This is a genomic window from Brucella sp. LJL56, assembly GCF_054871705.1.
In genome coordinates this window covers 167,639-189,229 of sequence record NZ_JBTXLQ010000009.1, presented here as the reverse complement: position 1 = coordinate 189,229, position 21,591 = coordinate 167,639, and the positions used below count along the sequence as shown (strand labels likewise).

Genomic DNA, 21,591 nt, shown 5'->3' with positions numbered 1-21,591 from the left:
GTTTACTCAGATTAGCCGCGGAACAGCGACAGGATGACCTGCGTGCTCGAATTGGCAATCGAAAGCGCCTGAACGCCGAGCTGCTGCTGGGTCTGGAGAGCCGAAAGGCGAGCCGATTCAGCATTCATGTCGGCATCGACGAGCTGGCCAATGCCGCGGTCGATAGCATCGATCAGCTTGCTGTTGAACGACGACTGCGAGTCGATACGGGTTGCAGCAGCACCGAGGGTTGCAGCGGCATCGCGCATCTTGACGACCAGAGCTTCGGCTGCCATCGCATCGGTCGGAGCCGTGGTATAGTCGGCTTCAAGATCGTATGCGGAGACGTCGAGCGTGTTCAGGGCAGCCGTACCGCCGCCAGCCACCGAGGTATAGCCGGTGGTGATGGTCACGTCCGTGCCGCCCGACTTCAGCAGGTTGATGCCTTCGAACGAAGCCGACTTCGCGATATCGACGATCTGTGCGGAGAGCTGTGCAACGTCAGCATTGACGATAGCGTCGTCAACGCCCGGCGTGCCGAGGGTTGCCAGCTTCGCCTGAATCTGCGTGCCAAGCTTGATCGCTTCTTCCAGACCGGTAACAGCCGTATCGACAACGGCTTTGCCAACGCCGAGCGTGTCCTGAGCGGCGCTGAGCGTGGCGCTCTGGCCGCGCATGCTGGTTGCAATCGACCAGTAAGCTGCGTTGTCGGCTGCGGTCGAAACGCGTTCGCCGGTGGCAATACGGTTCTGGGTGGTTGCGAGATTCTTGTTGGTCTGCGACAGGGTCTGCAGTGCAGTCATCGCAGAAGCGTTGGTAAGAAGACTTGCCATGGTATTTTGCCCCTTGGGAAAAACAATCTGAGGGACAGGCCGGATTTGAAATTACCGGCATGGTGGAGCGGCATCATGCCTGTTACCGCGTTACGCGCGGAACCCACCATGAGCCGACAGTTAGAGCCCAAACATTAAATAAAGGCTAATTTATTCGGTCGAAATTTAACAGATTCGCAAATTCTCACTCAGAATTCTGGCTTGCGCGATCCGAAGCGTACCAAAATGGGTCAGGAGAAGGAGCGTATGAGGCTTCCGACCAGAATATTCCAGCCGTCGATCAGCACGAAGAACAGAATCTTGAACGGCAGCGAGATCACTGTCGGCGGCAGCATCATCATGCCCATGGACATGGTGAGCGTCGCGACGACGAGATCGATCACCAGAAATGGCAGCACGATCAGGAAGCCGATTTCAAAACCGCGCCGCAGTTCCGAAATCATGAAGGCGGGAACCAGCACGCGGAAATCAACAATGCCATCATCGCCGGTACGGAAAGACGGATCGGCGAGATCTTCAAAGAGCCGCAGGTCCTTGTCGCGCACCTGTCCCATCATGAATTCACGGAAAGGCTGCGATATTTCGGTGAAAGCTGCCTGCTGCGTGATTTCATTGCGCATCAAGGGCTGCACGCCATTGTTCCAGGCCCGGTCGAAAGCGGGTGCCATGACGTAGAATGTCATGAACAGGGCAAGAGAAATCATCACCATGCTGGCCGGCGCGGTCTGGAGACCAAGGCCCGAACGCAGCAGCGAAAACGCGATGGCGAAGCGCGTGAAGCTCGTCACCATGATGAGCAGGCCCGGCGCAATGGACAGCACCGTCAGAAGCCCGAACAATTGCACGATCTGGCCGCTCGCAGCACCGCTTCCCGCAGGCAGCAGGTTGTCGAGCGTCAGCGCCTGTTGCGCCTGGGCGGAGAGAGTGAGAGCGAACGTCAGGACGACGCCAAGGCCGAGAATTTTCTTCATTCCACTACCAGCGCCGAGATGAAGATACGATCAACCGCACCTTCCGAACGCAGGCGCGCACGTTCTTCGAGATCGGAACGCAGATAGGCAAGCCCGGCGGCGCCTTGCAATTGCATGAGGTTGACGCTGCGCAGGAAGCTCAGGAAATCGTCGCCGACACTTGCCGCCATCGCCGCCGGAATTTCATGCCCCGGCTTTGCCACCAGCGAAGCTTCGAGACGCACCCATGTATTCTGCGGGATGCCGAGATTGGTGATAATCGGCTGCAAGGGCACGACAGTGCCGATGGCGCGCGATTCGAAATCGCCGCGTTTGGGCTTGTCTTCCTTGCCGGAAGGCTTGGCCGATACGAGCTGATCGGCGGAAATCAAACCGCCCAGATACCAGCCGCCGCCGCCAGCGATGATGGTCAGGACCGCGACGGCCGTAAGCAACCCCGTCAGGGAGCCTTTCGCCTTGCCGTCCTTTTCCGTTGCCGTCGTGTCGCTCATGCCAGCCAACCTAGAAAGGAGAAACCTGATCGAGAATCTGCTGGCCGTAAGGCGGCTGCTGAATCTCGCTCAGTCGTCCGCGCCCGCCATAGGAAATGCGGGCTTCGGCGATCTTGTCGTAGGAAATCGTGTTGTTGCCGGAAATATCGCGCGGACGCACGACACCAGCGACATTGAGCACACGCAGCTCGTTATTGACGCGTACTTCCTGCGATCCACGGATGATCATGTTTCCGTTAGGCAGCGTATCGGTGACGATGGCCGCGACCTGCAGGCGGATATCTTCGCTGCGCTCGATGGTGCCCTTGCCCTTCGATTTGCTGTCGGAATGGGTATTGACCGAAGCGTCCATATCGCCGCCAGCGCCAGCACCCGTGCTGCTGCTCGTCGCGAACGAACCACCCGCACCGTAAATGCCTTTCGACACACGCTCGCGGTCCGTCTTGTTATCGAGGTTGGCGCGGTCGTTGATAGAAATGATAACCGTCAGGACATCGCCCGGCGTGGCCGCACGCGGGTCCTTGAAGAAATTGGTCGAACGCTGATCCCAGAGCGAATAGGACGCCTTGCTCGGACGCGCCGGATAGCCGTTGAACTGCGGATTGTTCTGCATACCGAGATGAGCCGCGACCGGTGACAGGTCGGGTGCCCGACCGATTTCCTCCGGCTTGGTGGCACAACCGGCCAGAAGAATGAGTGTCGCTGCTGCAAGGGTCGCTTTGTTCATGCTGTTTTTCATTGAACCGTATTCCCGGACTGCGCCGCGGCGCGCTGATCCTTCACAGCCTGCGGCGCGGTCGTCGTGCGCTGCGAACCGACGATGACGCGCGCCAGCTTTGCCGCCTTTTCCGGAGGCATTTCATTGAGGATAATGCTGGATACACGCGGATTGAGCTTGAGGATGAGCGCCGCTGCCGCTTCGTCGCCGATCAGCGCCATTTGCGCGGCCGCGGCATCCGGCTTCATTTTCGAGATAATGTCGACGAGCGAATCCTGTGCCTTACTGACGAACTCGTCACGGCGCTTCAGCCACATTTCATATTCCCGGCGCTTTTCCTCAAGCGCGCGCATCCGCTCCTCGACATCGGCCTTCAGTTCGGTCAACTGCTTGGCCTGCAACGCATAACGGGCGTCTGCCGCCTGATCATCGATGTTGCCGCAGAACTTGCGGATCTCATCGAGGTTGCCAAGCGGCGGCGAAGAGGCAAGCTGCTGCGCCGCCGACGCTTCAACCGGCGCTGGAGCAGGCGTCGGCGCCTGCTGCGCAAAAGCCGGGGCAGAGGCCGCCAGAAACAGCGCCACTGCCGAACCATACCGGATCATTCTATGAGCCATGGTCATTGCACCACCAGTTCCGCGTGAAGGGCGCCGGATGTCTTGATGGCCTGCAATATTGCGATGATGCCGGTCGGCTTCACGCCGATCTGATTCAGGCCCTTCACCAGGTTTTCAAGATTTGCGCCTGTCAGAATGCCGATTTTGGAATTTTGCTGGTTGACGGCGATATCGGTGTTCGGTTCGAAAGCCGTTACACCGTCGCTGAATGGCTCCGGCTGAACAACCATCGGCGTTTCCGTCACACGAACCGTCAGACTGCCATGGCTGATCGCCACTTTGGAAATGCGGACCTTCTCGCCGATGACGACGGTTCCGGTGCGCTCATCGACCACCACCCGCGCCACTTCGTCGGTCGTGATCGGCAAGCCTTCAAGCTCTGCGAGGAAGCGGGCGGCAGGCACATTCTTCGGGCGTGACAGGCGGATCGTCTTGGCATCGCGCGCAATGGCAACACCGCGACCGTAACGGCGCTTGGCGAAGATATTAATCGTATCGGCGGCGCGCACGGCAGTCGTGAAATCGGGATCGCGCAACTCGACGATCATTTCGCTTTCCTTGCCGAAATTACCCGCCACTTCACGCTCGACCAGCGCACCATTGGGGATGCGACCGGAAGTCGGCACGCCCTGCGTCACGGTTGCGGCTTCACCTTCGGCTGAAAAGCCGGACACAATCATGTTGCCTTGCGCAACGGCATAAATCTGGTTGTCCGCACCCATGAGCTGGGTCATGACCAGCGTACCGCCCTGCAGCGATGTGGCATCGCCAAGCGAGGACACCGTCACATCGATGCGCGAACCGGCACCGGCAAAGGCGGGCAGGTTGGCCGTCACGATGACCGCCGCCGTATTCTTCGAACGGGTGGAGTTGCGCGGCGCGCTGATGCCGAGATTATCCAGCATGGCGCGCATGGATTGTTCTGTGAACGGTGAATTGCGCAGGCTGTCGCCGGTACCCTTGAGGCCGATGACAAGACCGTAACCGACTAGCTGGTTTTCACGCACACCCTGAATGGTGGCGATATCCTTCAGCCGCGCAACCGCGCTGCCCCGGCCAAGCTCCGCATAGGACATTTTCGACGGATCACCGCCGGAGCCAAGCCAATCGGCATCGGCATCCACTGCGGAACCGAATTCCCGCGCATTCTTCGACGATTCATCCGCAAAGCCCGCGACGGGCTGGAGAATAATTGCCAAAGCGGCTATCAGGGCAGCGCATGTTTTTTTCACTGCATCCCCACCTGAATGCGACCATTGGCCAGCACCGTGCCGGACACGATGATGCCGCTGTCGACGTTACGAACCTTGATGAAATCGCCAGCCGCCCCGGATTCAAGCGGCGTGCCCATGGCGGTTATGGTCAGCGTACCGGCGGTAAAGACCAGCGGTGCCGGAACCCCGCGCGTGACCAGAGACGGCTCGCCCAATGCGGAAACGAGGATCGGCTTGCCGGGGAGCAGCGTCTTGCGTGCCACCTTGCCTGCCGCCTGATCTGCGGACAGCACATATTGGTTCGCCGCTGGCGCATTGATGAAGAACTGCTTTTCCAGCAGCGCCGTATCGCTCACGATCTGGCCGGGATAGACGGTAGCCGAAGGCACGACAAAAGCGATGCGGTCCGCCGCACCGGCGCCAGCCATTGCGGCAAGCAGGAAGCCACCGGCAAGAGCCAGCCTTTTCTTTTGAAAGATCGCCTTCACACAGCCCATCGCCATCACCGTCAGCGCAAGTTCTTGGACACGGTTGCCGCCATCTCGTCGGCAGCCTGGATAACCTTGGAATTCATTTCATAGGCGCGCTGCGCCGTGATGAGATCGGTGATTTCCTTCACCGGATCGACATTCGACGCTTCGAGATAGCCTTGCTTGATCGAACCGTAGCCCGGATCACCCGGAACGCCGACCAGCGGACCGCCGGAAGCTTCCGTCTCGCGGTAGAGATTGCCGCCGAGCGGCTCCAGACCAGCTTCATTGGTAAAATTTGCAAGAGTTAGCTGGCCGAGGTCGACCTGATTGACCTGATCCTGCAGCTTCGCGAAAACCTGTCCCGTATCGGTGACAGTCACTTCAACAGCGTCCGGCGGAATGGTGATCGCCGGTTCGACCGGATTGCCGTCGAGTGTCACGAGCTGGCCATCAGCGTTCTTGTTGAACGCGCCGGCGCGTGCATAAAGCGTTTCGCCGGTCGGGCTTTGAATCTGAAACCAGCCCTTGCCCGTCAAAGCCAGATCGAATGGATTGCCGGTCTGGTTGAAACTGCCCTGCATGTGGAGGTTTCGCACCGCCGCCGTCTGCACGCCGAGACCAACCAATGCACCTTCCGGCACGATCGACTGGTTCGCCTGATTGGGCACGCCTGCCGTCCGCTCGGATTGATAAAGCAGATCGGAGAATTCAGCACGCGCGCGCTTGAAGCCCGTTGTGTTGATATTGGCTATGTTGTTGGCAATCACTTCCAGATTGAGCTGCTGGGCGTTCATGCCGGTGGCGGCAATCGTCAGGGCTTTCATGGCGTATCCTTAGTTGCCGTAAATCAGATTGGCATACGGCTGATTTCGAGATAGGCCTGCACGATCTTGTCACGGATCGCGATGGCCGTCTGGAGCGACTGTTCGGCTTCCATGACGGAGCCGACCACATCGCGCACCGGCGCATCGCCCTTGATGCCCTGAATGGAGGTTGCCTCCGCCGCCTGCAGCCTCTGGCCGACGGAATCCGTCATCTGTGACAGAACTTCGCCGAACGAGGCACCGGGAGCGGCCGGAACAGCCTGCGGCGCGGAAGCGGAACCCACACCCGTTTCGGCAACGGTTTCCGACAGGCGCGACAGGGCATTGCGCGCCGAAATGCTCATGATCGAGTCGTACATTATGTGCTCCTCAGGAGATCGATCGTCATGGAGATCAGCTCACGGGCTTGTCTCACGACCTGCAAATTGGCTTCATAAGAACGGTTGGCTTCACGCATGTCCGCCATTTCGACGACCATGTTGACGTTTGGATAGCGGACATAGCCGCGCTCATCCGCTGCGGGATGGCTCGGCTCGTATTGTTCGATAAAGGCCGATGTGTCCTTGCCGACTTCGGCAATGCGGACTTCGGCTGCACCGGTGCCCTGTTCCAGCTCGGTACGGAAGGAAACCGTCTTGCGGCGATAGGGATCGGCGTCGGCAGTCTTGGCGGTGGACTGCGCATTGGCGATATTCTCGGAAACGATGCGCAGACGCGTCGATTGGGCCGAAAGGCCCGACGCTGCGATCTTCAATGTGCTTTGCAAGGCATCGGAAGACATAATTACCCCTTCGCGACCGAAAGCATCATGCGATGAAACGCCTTGACGATGCTTGTGTTGAGCGAATATTCGCGGGCGATTTCACCAGCCTTCATCATTTCCTGTTCGACATCGACCGTATTGCCGGAATGGGTCTGCTCGGTGATGTCATCCGGGCGCAGGCGCGCACCGGCGATCCCGTCCGCCTCGGCTTCCAGATGCAGGGGGCTGGTGGCAGCCATGGTGAGCTGCGTCTTGTCCAGCACATCCGCGAAGGGCTGCACGTCCCGAGCCCGGAAATCCGGCGTGTTCGCATTGGCGACATTGCCCGCAACGGTGGCCTGTCGAACCGACAACCACTGTGCCTGCCTTGCAGCCAGATCGAAAAGATGAATGGAGCTCATTGAGTATCCCGCCTTTACAGTTGGTTAACTTAAAGGCCGGAACTTGCGTCAAGCTTGCGCAGAATAAGGGAGTAGGGGAATAGGGGGGTAAGGGAATATGTTTTCTAAGAACGATATGTCGTTGCGTGAGAAAGAGCGCTGATTGCGCGGGGCAAACATACTCCCCTATTCCCTTACTGCCCTACTCCCCTATTTCCGCATCTCAATCACATCGCCGGACGATGTCGTGAGCTGCCATGTACCTGCACCACGACCGATTGAAACAAGGTGACTGCCATCCGGCAGCAGCGAACCTTTTTCGACAAACCAGTAGCCTGATGTATCCTCGATCATCGCCATGCCGCCGACAACCTCACGCAGTGCGAAAACCGGCTTCGGGAAAGCCTGCCCTTCCCCGCTTCCGTCGCCGCCATTGCCCATGCCGGTTCCCGGAAGACCCTTGCCGTTCGACATGACGGAGCCCGTCATCGTATTGTCTACATCCGCATCCGGCGCGGCCTGTTCGGACGGCCGGAATGATGGGAAACGGCGCACCGTTTTCTGCTCCGAACGGTCCAGCGGATCGATGATCTTGCGTTCGGCCTTCTCGGGCGAGCCCAGATCGACACGCTGAAGATAGGTGACGAAAGGCAGCATCGCGCTTCCGGCGGCGAGCGTGATGGCCGCGATCTTCAGATAGCGGTCCACCTTGCTCTGCGGTTTCTTCATGCCTTCCTGTCGTGCAGCGGCCTCGACCTCCGCCGTCAGGTCTGCAAGGAGTTTCTCTTCCTTTGTCTTGCGAAAGCCCGTCATCATGCGTGTTGCGCCTGTCTGTCGCCGCGCAGTGCCGCGGCAAGGTCGTTATAAGGATCGTCCGATAGGCCGGTTTCCGGCGATTGCTGCAAGGCGTCGTAAATGCGCGGCACGAGATCGACCGCCTGATCCAGAAGGCCGTCATGGCCTCTCTGATACGCCCCGATGGCGCGCAGGTCGCGGGTTTCCTCGAAACGGGCGACCATGCCACGTAGCTGGTTGACCAGCTTGCGCTGCTCCGGTGTCCAGTTGTGCTTTGCCAGACGCGAAACCGAACCCGGAATATCGACCGCCGGAAAGCGCCCTTGCGCCGCAATTGCGCGATCAAGCACGATGTGGCCGTCCAGCGTACCGCGGATCGTGTCGGAAACCGGATCATTGTGATCGTCGCCATCGACCAGCACCGAATAGATGCCGGTGATGCTGCCGCCGGCCTCTGTGATACCGGGACCGGCCCGCTCCAGAAGGCGGGGTAGCTGGCTGAAGACGCTCGGCGGATAGCCGCGTGAAACCGGCGGTTCCTCGGCGGCAATCGCCACTTCGCGCGCCGCATGGGCAAAGCGCGTGACGGAATCGACGATCAGCAGCACATTCTGGCCAAGGTCGCGGAAATATTCGGCAATGGCCGTCGCCGTATTGGGAGCAAGACGGCGCATCATCGGGCTTTCATCGCCCGTCGCCACCACGGTTATGGTCTTGTCGAGATGGCCCGCCATGGTTTCTTCCAGCATCTCGCGCACTTCGCGTCCGCGCTCGCCGGTCAAGGCCAGCACCACCGTGTCGAAATCCGCCGCGCGCGTCATCATGGCAAGCAGCGTCGACTTGCCGACGCCAGAGCCCGCAAAGATGCCAATACGCTGGCCGAAACAAAGCGGCGTGAAAATATCGATGACATTGACGCCGGTGCGCAAGCCCCTGTCGACACGCCCGCGACGCAGGGCTGCGGGCGCCAGATTCTCGGATGCCATCGGCCGGGTACCGGGCTGCAACGCGCCCTTTCCGTCAACCGCATCGCCAAGTGCATTGACGACACGTCCCCGCCATTCCGGTGCCGGACGGATGCTGAGCAGCCCTTCCTCGAACACCGCAGCACCGAGCGATGGAATGATGCGGTCATCGAACGGTTTGACGAGCACTTGCGTATCCGCAACCCGGATGATCTCGGCAAGACTCTGACCGCCTTGTGCATGGATTGCCACCGCATCGCCCAAACGCGCATCACGCGAAAGCCCGCGCACGGCAATGGCCGAGCGCGACACGTCGCTCACCGTTCCGCCAATGCCGGTCAGTGGCTTTGGTGCCACCGATTGCTGACGGGCAAAAGCGGCCAGACGAGAGAGCGGCAGATCAGGCGTCATCCGTTTCTGGAGCCCAGAGTCTTGATGGCTTCAGAAACCGTGCTTTCCTGCTGCGACAACAGATTATTGACCTGTTCGAAGGCGCGACTCACGCTGATGAGGCGGGTCATCTCCGTCATGGCATCGACATTCGATCCTTCGATCATGCCCTGCACGACGCCAACGCTGTTGTCATCGACCACCGGTTGGGCGGGCTTGTTCGGGATCACACCGGACGTACCTGCATAGGTCAGGTCGGCATCGGCGGGAATCGTGAAGAGGCCGATGGAGCCGACCTGCGCACCGTTCTGATAGATCGCGCCGTCGCTCGAAATCTTCGGCGCACCACCACCCGGATTGAGTACGATGGGCGCGCCGCCGACATCGAGAACCGGATGGCCGGTGATGGAAACGAGATCGCCCGTCGGCAGCATGTTCATGCGCCCGTCACGCGTGTAAATCTGTCCCTGCGGCGTGGAGATCGACATCCAGACATCGCCCTTGACCGCAACATCCAGCGGATTGTCGGTCTTGATCATCGGGCCTGCTTCGGTGCGGATGAAGCTCTTGCCCGCCGTGGCGAAACTGACATCGTCGCTGGCCTTGTTCGAAACGATGGTGTCGAACTTGGTGCCTTCGCCCCGAAAACCGACCGTGGAAACATTGGCGACATTATGGGCAATGGCATCCATCCGCCGTTCCAGCGTGATGAGCGACGAAAGCCCGACATAGATTGAATTGCTTTGCATTATCTAGCGTCCGCCCGGCTTGAAGTTCTGCAAGGTGCTCAGAATATCCATCGAAATGCCGACAGACGAGGTTCCGCCCAGAAGCAGGGATGCAATCGACGCCGGGCTACTCGCCGTTGGGTTATTTATTTCATACATGGCGGTAAAGCGCGAAATGAACTTCGACACATATTCGGGATCGGACATTCTGGTGAAATCGATCTTCTCGGAGATCAGCTTCGCCTGTTTGTCGATATCGGCATTGGACATGGTGGAAGGCCAGCCAAAGGTCGTCTGCACCATCGACAGGAGCGCCTTGTCGCCGAGAATTTCATAGGCATTGGTCAGTGTCGATGCCTTGCGCTCGAAATAGAGCGCCAGCCGGACGCCGTCATTCTGGTCGCCCGCTTCCTGCTCCAGCGTCTGACGCAGATATTTGTCCACGGTTCCCTGTTGCGCCACGACGTCTTGCGTCGTCTCCGCGCCCTTGCCCGTGAAATCGAAGACCGTCGCAAACTCCTTGTAACGCTTGTCGGTCAACTGGTTCGCCATCGAATCCTTGTCCGAGACGCCCTCGGTCAGGATCTTGCGAATGAACGCCTTGGCATAGGCCATGTCTTCCAGACCGAATGCCTTCATCGCATAATTAAAAAGGCGGGTGTCAGCCATGAAATCGTCAAGCGATTTCACATTGCCGATATTCTCCTTGTAATAGGCGGTTTCCCGCTCCACCATCGGTTCCTTCGAAACACGCTGCAACGACCGCGCCATATCCGACGCGATCAGGCGATAGCTCGTCATCGTATCGACCATGCGCATGACCCCTTGCTGATATTTACGCTCTTTATGAAAGGTCAAGCTTGTCCGAAGCTGGCTTGACCAAGACAAGGTTCGCGCAAGCCGCAGCACTTAGGTTCCCGACAAAGAGAATGTACGGGAGTCTCGAGCTTTGGGCATTATTGTCGGTCTTGTCATCACACTGGGCTGTATGCTGGGCGGCTTTATCGCCATGGGCGGGCATGTCAGCGTGCTTATCCAGCCCTGGGAGTTCGTCATCATTCTGGGTGCGGCACTCGGGACCTTCTTCATCGCCAACCCTTTTTCGCTCGTGAAAGACACCGGCCGCGCCTGCATGGAAGCATTCAGCAATGCGGTTCCAAAGCAGCGTGACTATCTGGACATTCTGGGCCTGCTCTACAGCCTGATGCGTGAACTGCGCGCAAAGTCGCGCAACGAAGTGGAAGTGCACATCGACAATCCGAAGGAATCGTCGATCTTTCAGGCATATCCGAGCGTCTTGAAGAAAGAGGACCTCACCCATTTCATCTGCGACTATTGCCGTCTCATCATCGTCGGCAATGTGCGCTCGCACGAAATCGAAGCGCTGATGGACGAGGAAATCCACACCATCGCCCGCGACAAGCTCAAGCCCTACCAAGCAATGGTCAGTATTTCCGAAGCCCTGCCTGCGCTCGGTATCGTGGCCGCCGTTCTCGGCGTCATCAAGGCCATGGGCGCGCTGGACCAGTCGCCGGAAGTGCTGGGCCATCTGATCGGCGCTGCCCTTGTCGGCACCTTTGCCGGTATCTTCTTCTCTTATGGCGTGGTCGGCCCGATCGCAGCCAAGATCAAATCGACCCGCGAAAAGAACAATCGTCTCTACATCGTCGTGAAGCAGACGCTTCTCGCCTATATGAACGGTTCCCTGCCGCAGATTGCCGTTGAGTATGGGCGCAAGACCATCTCCGCCTATGATCGCCCGACCATCGATGTGGTCGAGCAGGAAACCATGGCAAGCGCGCCGACCCAGCAGGCGGCGTAAGATGACTACATTGGGGCAAAACCGCAAAAATGATGTTCTGGCCGAGAACCTGCTGCGGGCAGCGGGTCTTTCGGGCGACGACCTGAAATCGCTTGCCCATGTGTTCAAGGATGCCTCGACACATTTCTGCGACCGGTTGAAACATGGCTGCGCTGCCGCATTCGACGTTGAGGCAGGCCAGGTGGAAAGCACCGACGATGCCGCCTTTGCCGATATTCTCGACAAGGCCGTGATCATCGCACCTCTGAAGGCCGAGCGTTGGGGCAGCACACTTTATCTCACTGCCGATGCGACGCTCGTTTTCTCAGTGATCGAAGCCATGTATGGCGCACAAGGTAATATGGGCAATGTCGGTTCTGTCGATGAGGACCGGCCTTTCGGCATGCTGGAACAGAAGATTTCCGCTCTTCTTACCGGTCATCTCGCCGGTTCGCTTGATCAGGTCTTTGCCGGAAACGGACAGGCGCTTTTCGCAGCCGGTGAATGCACCGACACAGCCGAATTCGACCGTGAGAATTTCGAGCGCTCGCGCCTTTTCGCCTGCCGCATCGATGTTACTGCCGCCGGCAAAACCGGCCAGGTTCATCTGCTTCTGCCGCGCAGCACACACAAGCCGATGCAGGATGCAGTCGCAGCCTTTCTGCGCCGCCCGATGGATCAGGCCGATCCGACCTGGGCGAAGAAGATGCGGCAGGAAGTCAGCCGTGCGCGCATCGAACTCGAAGCTTTCATCCAGCAGGGATCGATGACGCTGGACGCATTGTCGATGCTGGAAATCGGTCAGGTTCTGAAACTGCCCGCCGACGCCATGGAACAGGTGCGCCTGCGGGCGGGCGATCAGCAGCTTTTCAAGTGCACGCTCGGCAAATCCGGCATTCATTTCACAGTCAAGGTCGGCGACCCGGTCAATCAGGAAGAGGATTTCATCGATGAGCTTGTTGCTGGCTAACGTGCTTTCCACAATGATGGCTCTTGCCTCACTTGCTGCACTCATCGTGGTTGGTCGCAAGGCCAACGAGACGATCAAGCTTGGCAAGGTGCTGGCGCTGCGCGTGGCAGCCGCCTCCAACGGTTTGGAGCGCGCCGTCAAGGCGATCCAAAGCGAACGCACCGATCTTGGCACTGCTTTGGCGGATGAAAACAACAAGCTCGAAGCCCGCCTTGCCGAAACGCAGCGTGTGCGCCGCGAAATGGACGAGGCAATCGAGGAACTGAACCGGCTGCGCAAGGCGCTGACCCGCGACATCCGCCATGCGCGCAACGTTGCCGACAGCACGCCACGAGCACAAGAAAAAACCGCGACCGCCACCGAACAATCGCTCCCGAAGGAAAAGAACGCGCTGCCGGTTTTCGTGCGTCGTGCGGTTCGTAAAGCTACCGTCGAACTTGCGGGGCAGGCATGAGCGCTGACAACAAGGACAAGAACATGCAGCAGGAACTGGACGAAGCCATTGAGGAACTGCGCGAAGAAAAGCCGCGCAGCGCGCAGAAGGGGCCATCCAAGCCCAATCTTGAACTTATCATGGGCATCCCGGTCGATGTTCAGGTTGTTCTTGGCGGTACGACCATGCCGGTTGCCAATCTGATGAAGCTCGGCCGCGGCGCGGTCATCACGCTCGACAAGCAGATCGGCGATCCGGTCGATATCGTGGTCAATGGCCGCGTCATCGCTCGCGGCGAAGTTATCGTTCTTGAAGACGATTCCTCGCGTTTCGGTGTCAGCCTCACCGAAATCATCGGCAAGTAACAGACGCACTGCGGATATTCTCATGACAGGCACTTCGACCGAAAACGAGCAGCAAGCCCTGGCTGAAGACGGCTCCACCGGGCTTATCGATACGTTGACCGGCTCTCAAAAAGCGGCGGCGATCCTTGTTGCCATCGGACGCCCCGCCGCCTCGCGTCTTCTGAAGCACTTCAATGCCGAGGACCTGCGCAAACTTGCCGGTCATGCTCGCACGCTGGAGCCGATTTCTCCGCTCGATTTCGAACAGCTCGTCAAGCAGTTCGAGGACTCCTTTGCCGAAGGCGCGCCGGTTTCGGAAGCTGCCCAGCGCTTTGAAGGCCTGTTGCGGGAGGCTCTGCCGCAGGAAGAAGTCGATGCAGTTCTGGAAGACCGCGTCCAGCCACAGCTCGTTCAGGAATCGGTCTGGGTGCAGCTTGGACGCCTGCCGGTGGAAAGCCTGCAGGCCTATCTGACGGACCAGCATCCGCAGATCATCGCCTATATCGTGTCGAAGCTGCCTTCTGATCTTGCAGCCCGCCTGTTCGTCGTCCTGCCGCCACAACTTCGCAATGCCGTCGTGCAGCGCTCGCTTCATATCGGCAATGTGGCACCGGCAGCCGCCGAACTTCTCGAAGACGTGCTGCGGCGCGACCTTCTCGGTCGCGGCGACGCCGGACCGGTCAAGGCTCATCACGGCCAGATCGCCAATATCTTCAACCAGCTCGACAGAAACGAGATGGAAGAACTGATGGCGAGCCTCGAGGATCTCAACCGCGACGACCTCAACCGCATCAAGGCCAAGCTCTTTACCTTTGAAGACATCGAGCGCCTGTCGCAGCGCGCGCGCCTGCTGCTCTTCGATGAAGTGCAGACGGAACAGATCGCCACCGCGTTGCGCGGAGCCGATGCAAGACTTCAGGAACTTGTTCTCTCGTCGCTCTCGACCCGTGGCCGCCGCATGGTGGAAACCGAGCTTGGCGCCGAGCAGGGCAACATAACCGCGCAGAACATTGCCGATGCGCGCCGCACGATAGCCCGTATCGCCATCGATCTTTCCGAGCGCGGTATCATCACCCTCGACGCTGGCGAAACCGCTGCCTAATCCCTGTGTGACCCATGGCAGATGATGCTGACAAGGAAAGCAAAACAGAAGAAGCCACCGAGCAGAAGATTCGCGACGCCTTGGACAAGGGCAATATGCCCTTCTCCCGCGAAACGCCGATCCTCGCCGGTATCGCTTCCTTTCTGATTATCGCGGTCTTTGTCGCAGGGCCTGCCACCACGAAACTTGCCGTCTTCCTGCGTGAGCTGATCGACCGCCCCGAGGACTGGCTCCTCAACAGCGCGGAAGATGCAAGCCGTCTGTTCGGCGTGCTGGCGCTGGCGGTCGGCGCAGCCCTCGTGCCTGTATTCATCATCATCCCGCTTGCCGGTATTGCGGCCTCCGCATTCCAGAACGCACCGCGTTTCGTCGGCGAACGCATCCGCCCGCAAGCATCGCGCATATCCCCGCTCAAAGGCTGGCAGCGCATTTTCGGACGCGCCGGTCAGGTGGAATTTCTCAAATCGCTGGCAAAGTTTCTGGCTGCAAGCGTCATCGTTTTTGTCGTTTTCTTCAACGGTAACAGTCTTTTCACCGATGCGGTCGCTTCAGATCCCAGCACCTTGCCGGAATTCCTGCGCGAGAACATGGTGCGTCTGCTCGTTGCCAATGTTCTCGCAATCACGGCCATTGCGGGTTTCGACCTTGCCTGGTCGCGCATTCACTGGCGGCAGGAACTGCGCATGACGCGACAGGAGGTCAAGGACGAGCTGAAGCAGTCGGAAGGTGACCCGCTGGTCAAATCGCGCCTGCGTTCACTTGGTCGCGACCGGGCCCGTCGCCGGATGATCAACACCGTTCCGACAGCAACGCTGATCGTCGCAAATCCGACTCATTTTTCCGTAGCACTGCGTTATAAGCCCGATCAGGATGCCGCCCCAATAGTCGTGGCAAAGGGACAGGATCTCATCGCGCTCAAGATAAGAGAGATTGCCGCGCAGCATTCCATCCCGATCTTCGAGGACGTTCCGTTGGCCCGAGCGCTCTATAAGCAGGTCAATGTCGACCAGATGATCGCACCGGAATTCTACAAGGCCGTTGCCGAACTTATCCGGGTCATCAATACCCGGCATGCGATACATTGATGGATAGCCATGGATTTTATATATTTCAGAACAGTGACAGCCTGTTCCTCCAGATCGGCGGTGAAATGATGAAGAGCCTGCAATTCTCGAACGAACGCGAGGCGATCATTGCCCAGAATCTGCGTGAGGTCGCGACCGATCTTCGCCTGGTTGATCCGGCGGATTACATTGCCTTCATACGCTGCGAGCTTTTTGCCAATATCGCCGATATCGTCAGCTCAGCCACCGAGCTTTATTTCTTCCCCGGCACGCTGGAGCTCGGCCACGGCGGCGAATATCTCTGCGACTGGCAGTCAGCACCTGCCATCGTACTCGACATGGAGTTTCGCAATCAGGGTGTTTATGCCTATTTCCGCCTGACGCTGACCGACAAGACGGCCGGTGTAGAGCTGAACCATATCGCCTTCGAGGATGCGGACGAAGACCCGGCCCAAAACACCGCACGGCTCGCCAACGCATTTGACGCCGCGCGCCTTCCGCTTAGAAAAAGGGCCTGAAGCATTTCCAGCAAAAGCGCGAAACGATTCTGCTGGAAATGCGGTTAAAGCAAATACTTCAAACACCGGATGCACGGGACATCCGGTGTCTCTGGCTAAATCGCTGTGCGACCGCCGACATTACATCAGATGGTGGACTTCCGGCATTTCGATGATGCCGAGCGAAAGCGCGGTTGCAACTGCCGAAGTACGGTTGGAGCAGTTAAGCTTGATCTTCGCATTCTGCAGATAGGTCACGACAGTCCAGCGCGCGATGCTCAGGATTTCTGCGATCTCTCCGTCTGTCTTGCCGCTTGCGGCCCAGCGCAGGCAATCCACTTCACGCGGAGTGAGAAGGCTTGCGACCGTCGCAACGTCCTTGCAGCCGCACAGGGCGGAATGAATGATCCCGGACAAGCTCAAAAGCCGCGGGCGAAGCTTGGACACAAACTGTTCGCGATCCTCATCCGGGCTGATATCGAAGCTGAACAAGCTGCATCCCACCGCGCCCTTCTGGCTGCGGGCCGATACGGCAATGAAAATATTGCCCAGCCCGTGCTTCTCGGCGTCCTGCAACAGTTCGGCGATATCAGGGCACTGGTTGGCATCTTCCTGAAGGTCGCGAACAATGCCGCTGGCATCGTTCTGGAAATAAGGCGCGTCTTCCTGAAAGATCGGATCAATGACGAAATAGTTCTTGGTGGAATACCGCGCGGCCCAGCTTGTCGGCACGGTCATCACGACCGTAAGGTCTGCGGAATTGGTCTTTGCACAATCACCCATCCGTCCGCGATAGGTGTGCAGGATATGACGGCAACCGATCTCGTCGCGAATTCGCGTCAGGAGAGCAAGTGTGTCGCTTTGGAAAGCCGTTCCAAAGAACGTCTTTTTGAAATTCGGAAAATGAATGAGATCGAGTGTCATTTCTACAATATCCTTGGTACTCAAGCTCAAGCGCTATTATTTTACTGCATTTGGAATATCAGCGAATCATAGCTCAAAAGCTCTTCAATCATTTATGAGTGACATAAAAAATGGGGTCTCTGACAACCCGCAATTAATGGATTGCAAACCATTACACACAAAAAACAATGTAGAAATTAAGGCTCTCTTGAGAAATTTATAAGTCTAAAAGGCAAATAAGTATCACTCGACCGCTTCCTGAAGATCAGTTGTTCTCTTTTTGAACACTTCTTTGATTTCGACCGTAGGCACGGTAGAAAAAATCGATCGCCAGATCAACGTTCTCGCGAATCGTTTCCTCCGATGGAGGTTCCGGCAACGCGCCAAACAGCCGGGGGCGATAAAGGCCGGATAGAAACAGATCGGAAAGATGATAGGCCATCTTTTCGGGATCGAAAGGCTCCAACTCGCCTTTCTGGATCATGTCCTTGAGATAGTCGGCCATAAGGACGAGGCTGCGCTTCGGCCCACGCTCATAGAAGCGGGCTGCAAGCTCCGGCTTACGTTCGCTGACGCCCAGAACAATGCGCTGCGCACGCACCGCTGTCGACGACGTTATCAACGTGACCAGCGCCACGCCGAAATCGGTCAACTGCTCGCGAGAATTGAACCCCTTGTCGAGTTTTGCGATCAGTTCACGAAACATTGTATCGCGATAATGCTCGCAAAGGGCTACAAACAGGTCTTCCTTGCTGTTGAAGTAGACGTAGATCGTGCCCTTCGAGACGCCAGCTTCGCGCGTGATGTCGTTCATGCTGGCTGCATCGAACCCCATACGCAGGAACACATCCTGAGCGCCTTCAAGGATTTGGCGGCGTTTGGCAGGGTCCTGACCAGCGCCGAGCCGCGTGCGACCGCATTCCGTTTCGGAACCGGACGATTTGCCATCACCCGGTCGGCTGACGTTTTTCTCATCATGCCGGTTGCGGTCATGCATCATCGTATCGGTTGTTCCTTTGGTGTTGCGATCGGGTTTCATTTCACAAGACTCTTAACTTTTTTCGAACCAAGCGGTTCGATATTCTCTTGATATGCGCATCTTATTGATTTATGTCAACATCGAACCGAGCGGTTCAATCCGAAGGATGTACAGAAAGTTTCCCCTATGTCCGCCCCGAAGTCCGTTGATAAGGCCGATATTCATCCGTTCCCCAACGCCAAGAACTTCGCCTCGGCAACCCAGCCGGCGACAAGTGAGGCACCTGTGAACGAGAGATCGCAGCCCCATACCGCGCCGAGCCCGCAGGAAACCGCCCCCAAGGAAACCGCCAAGGGCGGCAAGAAGAAGGGCTTCGGCAAACGCGTCCTTCTCCCTGGCATTCTGACGGTTGCGGTCGCTGGCGGCCTCTGGTTCGGTTACGACTGGTGGACGGTCGGACGTTTCATGGTTTCGACCGACGACGCTTATGTTCAGGGCGACATCGCGTCCATCGCACCGAAAGTTACCGGCTACATCGAAAACATCCCGGTGGCGGCCAATCAGCAGGTGAAGGCTGGCGATGTGATATTCCAGCTTGATGCGGGCGACTACCAGATTGCGCTCGACGAAACCGAAGCCAAGCTCGCAACCCAGAAGCAGACGCTCATCCGCATCAAGGCGGAAACCGATGCCGCGCAGGCGCTGCTCCTGCAGGCAAACGCCGACAAGCAGGCCGCAACGGCTGTTCTGACCAACGCACAGAACACGATTGCACGCGTGCAAAAGCTGCATGAAACGCGTTTCGTCGCGCAGGCCGATCTCGACACGGCCCAGTCCTCGCTCGACCAGGCTCGCGCCAAGCTCGCAGGAACAGACGCACAGATCGCCTCCGCCAAGGCCAATATCGAAGTGCTCAATGCCCAGTATAGCGAGGCCGAAAGCACGATGAAATCGCTGGAACTTGCCCGCGACAAGGCAGCGCGCGATCTATCCTTCACGACGTTGCGCGCGCCGTTTGACGGTGTGATCGGTAACCTTGCCGGTAAGAAGGGTGATCTCGTTTCACCGGGCCAGAAGATCGCGGCACTCGTCCCCGTCAATGAGCTTTATATCGATGCGAACTTCAAGGAAACACAGCTCGCAAAGATCAAGACCGGCGAAACCGCGCATATCTATGTCGACGCAATCGACGGCACGAAGTTCGACGGCAAGGTCGCGTCCATCGCACCAGCTTCGGGAGCAGTGTTCTCGCTGCTGCCGCCGGAAAATGCGACCGGCAACTTCACCAAGATCGTGCAGCGCGTTCCTGTGCGTATCATGATCCCGACGGAAGCGCTGGAATCCGGCAAGATTCGCGCAGGCCTCAGTGTCGTGGTCGATATCGATACGCGCACGGCACCCGACGAAAAGGCCAACTGATCGAACCTGTGGGTTGACTTGAAACAACCGATGGTGGCGCGGCGAAACGGATTTCGCGCCGCCTTTCTTTTCCATTCCGGAGTGCGCCGTCATGGCTGCAGACACGACAATGGGGTCCATGACCCCGGCAGACGACCGCATCGACCCCAAGAAAGCATTCGCCTTTCTGGCGATGGTGTTCGGCATGTTCATGGCGATCCTGGACATTCAGATCGTCTCGGCGTCGCTTGCTGAAATCCAGGCCGGTCTGAGCGCCAGTTCTGACGAAATCTCCTGGGTCCAGACGTCGTATCTGATCGCGGAAGTCATCATGATTCCGCTATCGGGTTTCCTTGGGCGCCTGTTGTCGACGCGCGTCCTCTTCACCATTTCGGCTGCGGGTTTTACCCTTGCCAGCGTGCTCTGCGCGACGGCGACCAACATCGAGCAGATGATCGTCTACCGCGCCATTCAGGGCTTCATCGGCGGCGGCATGATCCCCAGCGTTTTCGCAGCCGCATTCACCATCTTCCCGCCTTCCAAGCGCTCGATCGTCTCGCCGATGATCGGCCTCGTGGCAACGCTTGCGCCGACCATCGGCCCCACCGTCGGCGGCTATCTCAGCCACGCCTTCTCCTGGCACTGGCTGTTTCTAGTCAATGTCGGCCCTGGCATTCTCGTCACCATCGCCGCATGGAACCTCATCGACTTCGACGAGGGCGACAGCTCGCTTTTGAGCAAGTTCGACTGGTGGGGGCTTGCGGGTATGGCAGCATTCCTCGGCTCGATGGAGTATGTTCTGGAAGAAGGACCGCGCAATGACTGGCTGCAGGACAATGCGATCTTCATCCTGACGATCATCATGACGATTGGCGGTATTCTCTTCTTCTTCAGAGCCTTTACGGCAGAAGAGCCTATCGTGGATTTGCGCGCCTTCAAGAACGTCAATTTTGCATTCGGTTCGCTGTTCTCCTTCGTGATGGGTGTCGGCCTCTATGGCCTCACCTATCTCTATCCGCTCTATCTGAGCAGCGTTCGCGGCTATGACGCTCTCATGATCGGTGAAGCGCTCTTCGTCAGCGGCCTTGCCATGTTCTTCACCGCACCGCTCGCGGGCTTCCTGTCCAACAGGATGGACCCGCGCCTGATGATGATGATCGGCTTCCTCGGTTTCGCGGCAGGCACCTGGATGGTGACCGGCCTCACCGCCGACTGGGATTTCTACGAACTGCTGCTGCCTCAGATCCTGCGCGGCTGTTCGTTGATGCTTTGTATGGTGCCGATCAACAATCTGGCGCTCGGCACGCTGCCGCCCGCCTTGCTGAAAAACGCATCCGGCCTGTTCAATCTGACGCGTAACCTGGGCGGGGCCGTCGGCCTTGCTGTCATCAACACGATCCTGACCCGCCGGGGCGACATGCATTATGAGCGTCTGGCCGAGCACGTTCGCTGGGGCAATGCCGAAGCTGAGAAGATGATCGCCAACCTGACGGCCAAATACAACGCGGCTGGCATGGATGGGGCGACAATCGCCATTTCCAAACTTTCCGGCATGGTGCGCCAGCAAGCGACCCTTTTGTCCTTCATCGACGTGTTCTTTATCCTCACGATGATGTTCTGTTCGCTCGCCGTCTGCGCCATCATGCTGCGCAAACCGAAGCAGGTTGCCGGCGGCGGTGGGGGGCATTAAGCCCCTCATCCTCCAGCTTCATACGAAACCCGTGAAGGTTCACTCTTCTTTCGGAAATTTTCGTTTATCCCCCATATATCACACTAATGCCGCGCTGAGACAAACCGCTGTCGCGCAGGGAAAAGCCTCCCGCAGAATTATGACAGTGACGAATTCGCTGTCACATTTCTTGTCATAAAAATGCTACTCCCGCTAACGGATGAATTGCTAAGTCCCTGAAAACGTGTTTCACTTTCCGCCGCTGGTAGTTTGTGACAAACCATAAACTG

At 58.2% G+C, this 21,591-nt stretch carries 26 protein-coding genes; 9 read left to right on the top strand and 17 right to left on the bottom strand.

The window, feature by feature from the left end; genetic code table 11:
* Window positions 1–11 precede the first annotated feature (11 nt).
* The 15 genes from ACYSN1_RS20255 to ACYSN1_RS20185 all read right to left on the bottom strand — a co-directional run bounded on the left by ACYSN1_RS20255 (window position 12) and on the right by ACYSN1_RS20185 (window position 10,954).
* Window positions 12–812 (bottom strand): flagellin N-terminal helical domain-containing protein, encoded by an 801-nt coding sequence (locus tag ACYSN1_RS20255; protein ID WP_461727312.1) that lies wholly within the window; start codon window positions 810–812, stop codon window positions 12–14.
* 230 nt (window positions 813–1,042) lie between these two features.
* The gene (gene fliP / locus ACYSN1_RS20250) at window positions 1,043–1,783 is read right to left on the bottom strand and encodes a flagellar type III secretion system pore protein FliP (protein WP_461727311.1); all 741 of its coding nucleotides are present in this window, start codon (window positions 1,781–1,783) and stop codon (window positions 1,043–1,045) included.
* Window positions 1,780–2,274, bottom strand: coding sequence for a flagellar basal body-associated FliL family protein (locus ACYSN1_RS20245; RefSeq protein ID WP_461727310.1), 495 nt, complete (start codon window positions 2,272–2,274; stop codon window positions 1,780–1,782). Before ACYSN1_RS20245 ends, fliP begins: the two co-directional genes overlap by 4 nt.
* 10 nt (window positions 2,275–2,284) lie before the next feature.
* Window positions 2,285–3,013: a flagellar basal body L-ring protein FlgH gene (gene flgH / locus ACYSN1_RS20240; protein ID WP_461727309.1), complete on the bottom strand. Its 729-nt coding sequence runs from the start codon at window positions 3,011–3,013 to the stop codon at window positions 2,285–2,287.
* Complete coding sequence (locus ACYSN1_RS20235) at window positions 3,010–3,615, bottom strand: MotE family protein (protein WP_461727308.1); 606 nt, start codon at window positions 3,613–3,615, stop codon at window positions 3,010–3,012. Before ACYSN1_RS20235 ends, flgH begins: the two co-directional genes overlap by 4 nt.
* Window positions 3,612–4,841, bottom strand: coding sequence for a flagellar basal body P-ring protein FlgI (locus tag ACYSN1_RS20230; protein ID WP_461727307.1), 1,230 nt, complete (start codon window positions 4,839–4,841; stop codon window positions 3,612–3,614). The genes ACYSN1_RS20235 and ACYSN1_RS20230 overlap by 4 nt, the downstream gene beginning before the upstream one ends.
* On the bottom strand, window positions 4,838–5,320 hold the full coding sequence (gene flgA, locus ACYSN1_RS20225) for a flagellar basal body P-ring formation chaperone FlgA (RefSeq protein ID WP_061347704.1): 483 nt from the start codon (window positions 5,318–5,320) through the stop codon (window positions 4,838–4,840). Before flgA ends, ACYSN1_RS20230 begins: the two co-directional genes overlap by 4 nt.
* Before the next feature lie 11 nt (window positions 5,321–5,331).
* On the bottom strand, window positions 5,332–6,120 hold the full coding sequence (gene flgG / locus ACYSN1_RS20220) for a flagellar basal-body rod protein FlgG (protein ID WP_012093514.1): 789 nt from the start codon (window positions 6,118–6,120) through the stop codon (window positions 5,332–5,334).
* A gap of 23 nt (window positions 6,121–6,143) precedes the next feature.
* Window positions 6,144–6,479 carry a flagellar hook-basal body complex protein FliE gene (locus ACYSN1_RS20215; RefSeq protein ID WP_461727306.1) on the bottom strand — a complete coding sequence of 112 codons (336 nt, stop codon included), beginning with the start codon at window positions 6,477–6,479 and terminating at the stop codon, window positions 6,144–6,146.
* Window positions 6,479–6,901, bottom strand: coding sequence for a flagellar basal body rod protein FlgC (gene flgC, locus ACYSN1_RS20210; RefSeq protein WP_109988831.1), 423 nt, complete (start codon window positions 6,899–6,901; stop codon window positions 6,479–6,481). Before flgC ends, ACYSN1_RS20215 begins: the two co-directional genes overlap by 1 nt.
* A 2-nt stretch (window positions 6,902–6,903) precedes the next feature.
* Window positions 6,904–7,284, bottom strand: coding sequence for a flagellar basal body rod protein FlgB (flgB, locus tag ACYSN1_RS20205; RefSeq protein ID WP_061347652.1), 381 nt, complete (start codon window positions 7,282–7,284; stop codon window positions 6,904–6,906).
* A gap of 189 nt (window positions 7,285–7,473) precedes the next feature.
* Window positions 7,474–8,079, bottom strand: a complete 606-nt coding sequence (locus ACYSN1_RS20200) for a hypothetical protein (protein ID WP_140021829.1) — start codon at window positions 8,077–8,079, stop codon at window positions 7,474–7,476.
* Window positions 8,076–9,434, bottom strand: a complete 1,359-nt coding sequence (gene fliI / locus ACYSN1_RS20195) for a flagellar protein export ATPase FliI (protein ID WP_461727305.1) — start codon at window positions 9,432–9,434, stop codon at window positions 8,076–8,078. Before fliI ends, ACYSN1_RS20200 begins: the two co-directional genes overlap by 4 nt.
* The gene (flgF, locus tag ACYSN1_RS20190) at window positions 9,431–10,162 is read right to left on the bottom strand and encodes a flagellar basal-body rod protein FlgF (RefSeq protein WP_461727304.1); all 732 of its coding nucleotides are present in this window, start codon (window positions 10,160–10,162) and stop codon (window positions 9,431–9,433) included. The genes fliI and flgF overlap by 4 nt, the downstream gene beginning before the upstream one ends.
* A 3-nt stretch (window positions 10,163–10,165) precedes the next feature.
* Window positions 10,166–10,954, bottom strand: a complete 789-nt coding sequence (locus ACYSN1_RS20185) for a DUF1217 domain-containing protein (RefSeq protein WP_461727303.1) — start codon at window positions 10,952–10,954, stop codon at window positions 10,166–10,168.
* A gap of 136 nt (window positions 10,955–11,090) precedes the next feature.
* On the opposite strand from ACYSN1_RS20185, the gene motA reads away from it, so the two are divergent.
* The 7 genes from motA (at window position 11,091) to ACYSN1_RS20150 (ending at window position 16,373) form a co-directional block, all read left to right on the top strand.
* Window positions 11,091–11,963 carry a flagellar motor stator protein MotA gene (gene motA / locus ACYSN1_RS20180; protein ID WP_140021826.1) on the top strand — a complete coding sequence of 291 codons (873 nt, stop codon included), beginning with the start codon at window positions 11,091–11,093 and terminating at the stop codon, window positions 11,961–11,963.
* A 1-nt stretch (window position 11,964) separates the two neighbouring features.
* On the top strand, window positions 11,965–12,912 hold the full coding sequence (locus ACYSN1_RS20175) for a FliM/FliN family flagellar motor switch protein (RefSeq protein ID WP_461727302.1): 948 nt from the start codon (window positions 11,965–11,967) through the stop codon (window positions 12,910–12,912).
* Window positions 12,893–13,366 (top strand): BAB2_0123 family type IV secretion system effector, encoded by a 474-nt coding sequence (locus ACYSN1_RS20170; RefSeq protein WP_461727301.1) that lies wholly within the window; start codon window positions 12,893–12,895, stop codon window positions 13,364–13,366. The genes ACYSN1_RS20175 and ACYSN1_RS20170 overlap by 20 nt, the downstream gene beginning before the upstream one ends.
* Window positions 13,363–13,710, top strand: a complete 348-nt coding sequence (fliN, locus tag ACYSN1_RS20165; protein ID WP_461727300.1) for a flagellar motor switch protein FliN — start codon at window positions 13,363–13,365, stop codon at window positions 13,708–13,710. Before ACYSN1_RS20170 ends, fliN begins: the two co-directional genes overlap by 4 nt.
* Window positions 13,711–13,732: 22 nt before the next feature.
* Window positions 13,733–14,791: a flagellar motor switch protein FliG gene (locus ACYSN1_RS20160; protein WP_461727299.1), complete on the top strand. Its 1,059-nt coding sequence runs from the start codon at window positions 13,733–13,735 to the stop codon at window positions 14,789–14,791.
* Between the two features lie 14 nt (window positions 14,792–14,805).
* Window positions 14,806–15,876, top strand: a complete 1,071-nt coding sequence (flhB, locus tag ACYSN1_RS20155) for a flagellar biosynthesis protein FlhB (protein WP_461727298.1) — start codon at window positions 14,806–14,808, stop codon at window positions 15,874–15,876.
* 68 nt (window positions 15,877–15,944) lie between these two features.
* Window positions 15,945–16,373: a hypothetical protein gene (locus tag ACYSN1_RS20150; protein ID WP_461727344.1), complete on the top strand. Its 429-nt coding sequence runs from the start codon at window positions 15,945–15,947 to the stop codon at window positions 16,371–16,373.
* A 120-nt stretch (window positions 16,374–16,493) separates the two neighbouring features.
* Here the strand turns inward: ACYSN1_RS20150 and ACYSN1_RS20145 are convergent, their stop codons facing one another.
* Together ACYSN1_RS20145 and ACYSN1_RS20140 are read right to left on the bottom strand one after the other, a co-directional pair.
* A complete protein-coding gene (locus ACYSN1_RS20145) occupies window positions 16,494–17,276 on the bottom strand; it encodes a helix-turn-helix transcriptional regulator (RefSeq protein ID WP_461727297.1) in 783 nt (260 codons plus the stop codon).
* Between the two features lie 244 nt (window positions 17,277–17,520).
* Window positions 17,521–18,294: a TetR/AcrR family transcriptional regulator C-terminal domain-containing protein gene (locus ACYSN1_RS20140; RefSeq protein WP_461727296.1), complete on the bottom strand. Its 774-nt coding sequence runs from the start codon at window positions 18,292–18,294 to the stop codon at window positions 17,521–17,523.
* Window positions 18,295–18,420: 126 nt separating this feature from the next.
* Between ACYSN1_RS20140 and ACYSN1_RS20135 the strand changes: the two genes are divergently transcribed.
* Window positions 18,421–19,653, top strand: a complete 1,233-nt coding sequence (locus tag ACYSN1_RS20135; RefSeq protein ID WP_461727295.1) for an HlyD family secretion protein — start codon at window positions 18,421–18,423, stop codon at window positions 19,651–19,653.
* A gap of 91 nt (window positions 19,654–19,744) precedes the next feature.
* Window positions 19,745–21,322 carry a DHA2 family efflux MFS transporter permease subunit gene (locus ACYSN1_RS20130; RefSeq protein WP_461727294.1) on the top strand — a complete coding sequence of 526 codons (1,578 nt, stop codon included), beginning with the start codon at window positions 19,745–19,747 and terminating at the stop codon, window positions 21,320–21,322.
* Window positions 21,323–21,591 lie beyond the last annotated feature (269 nt).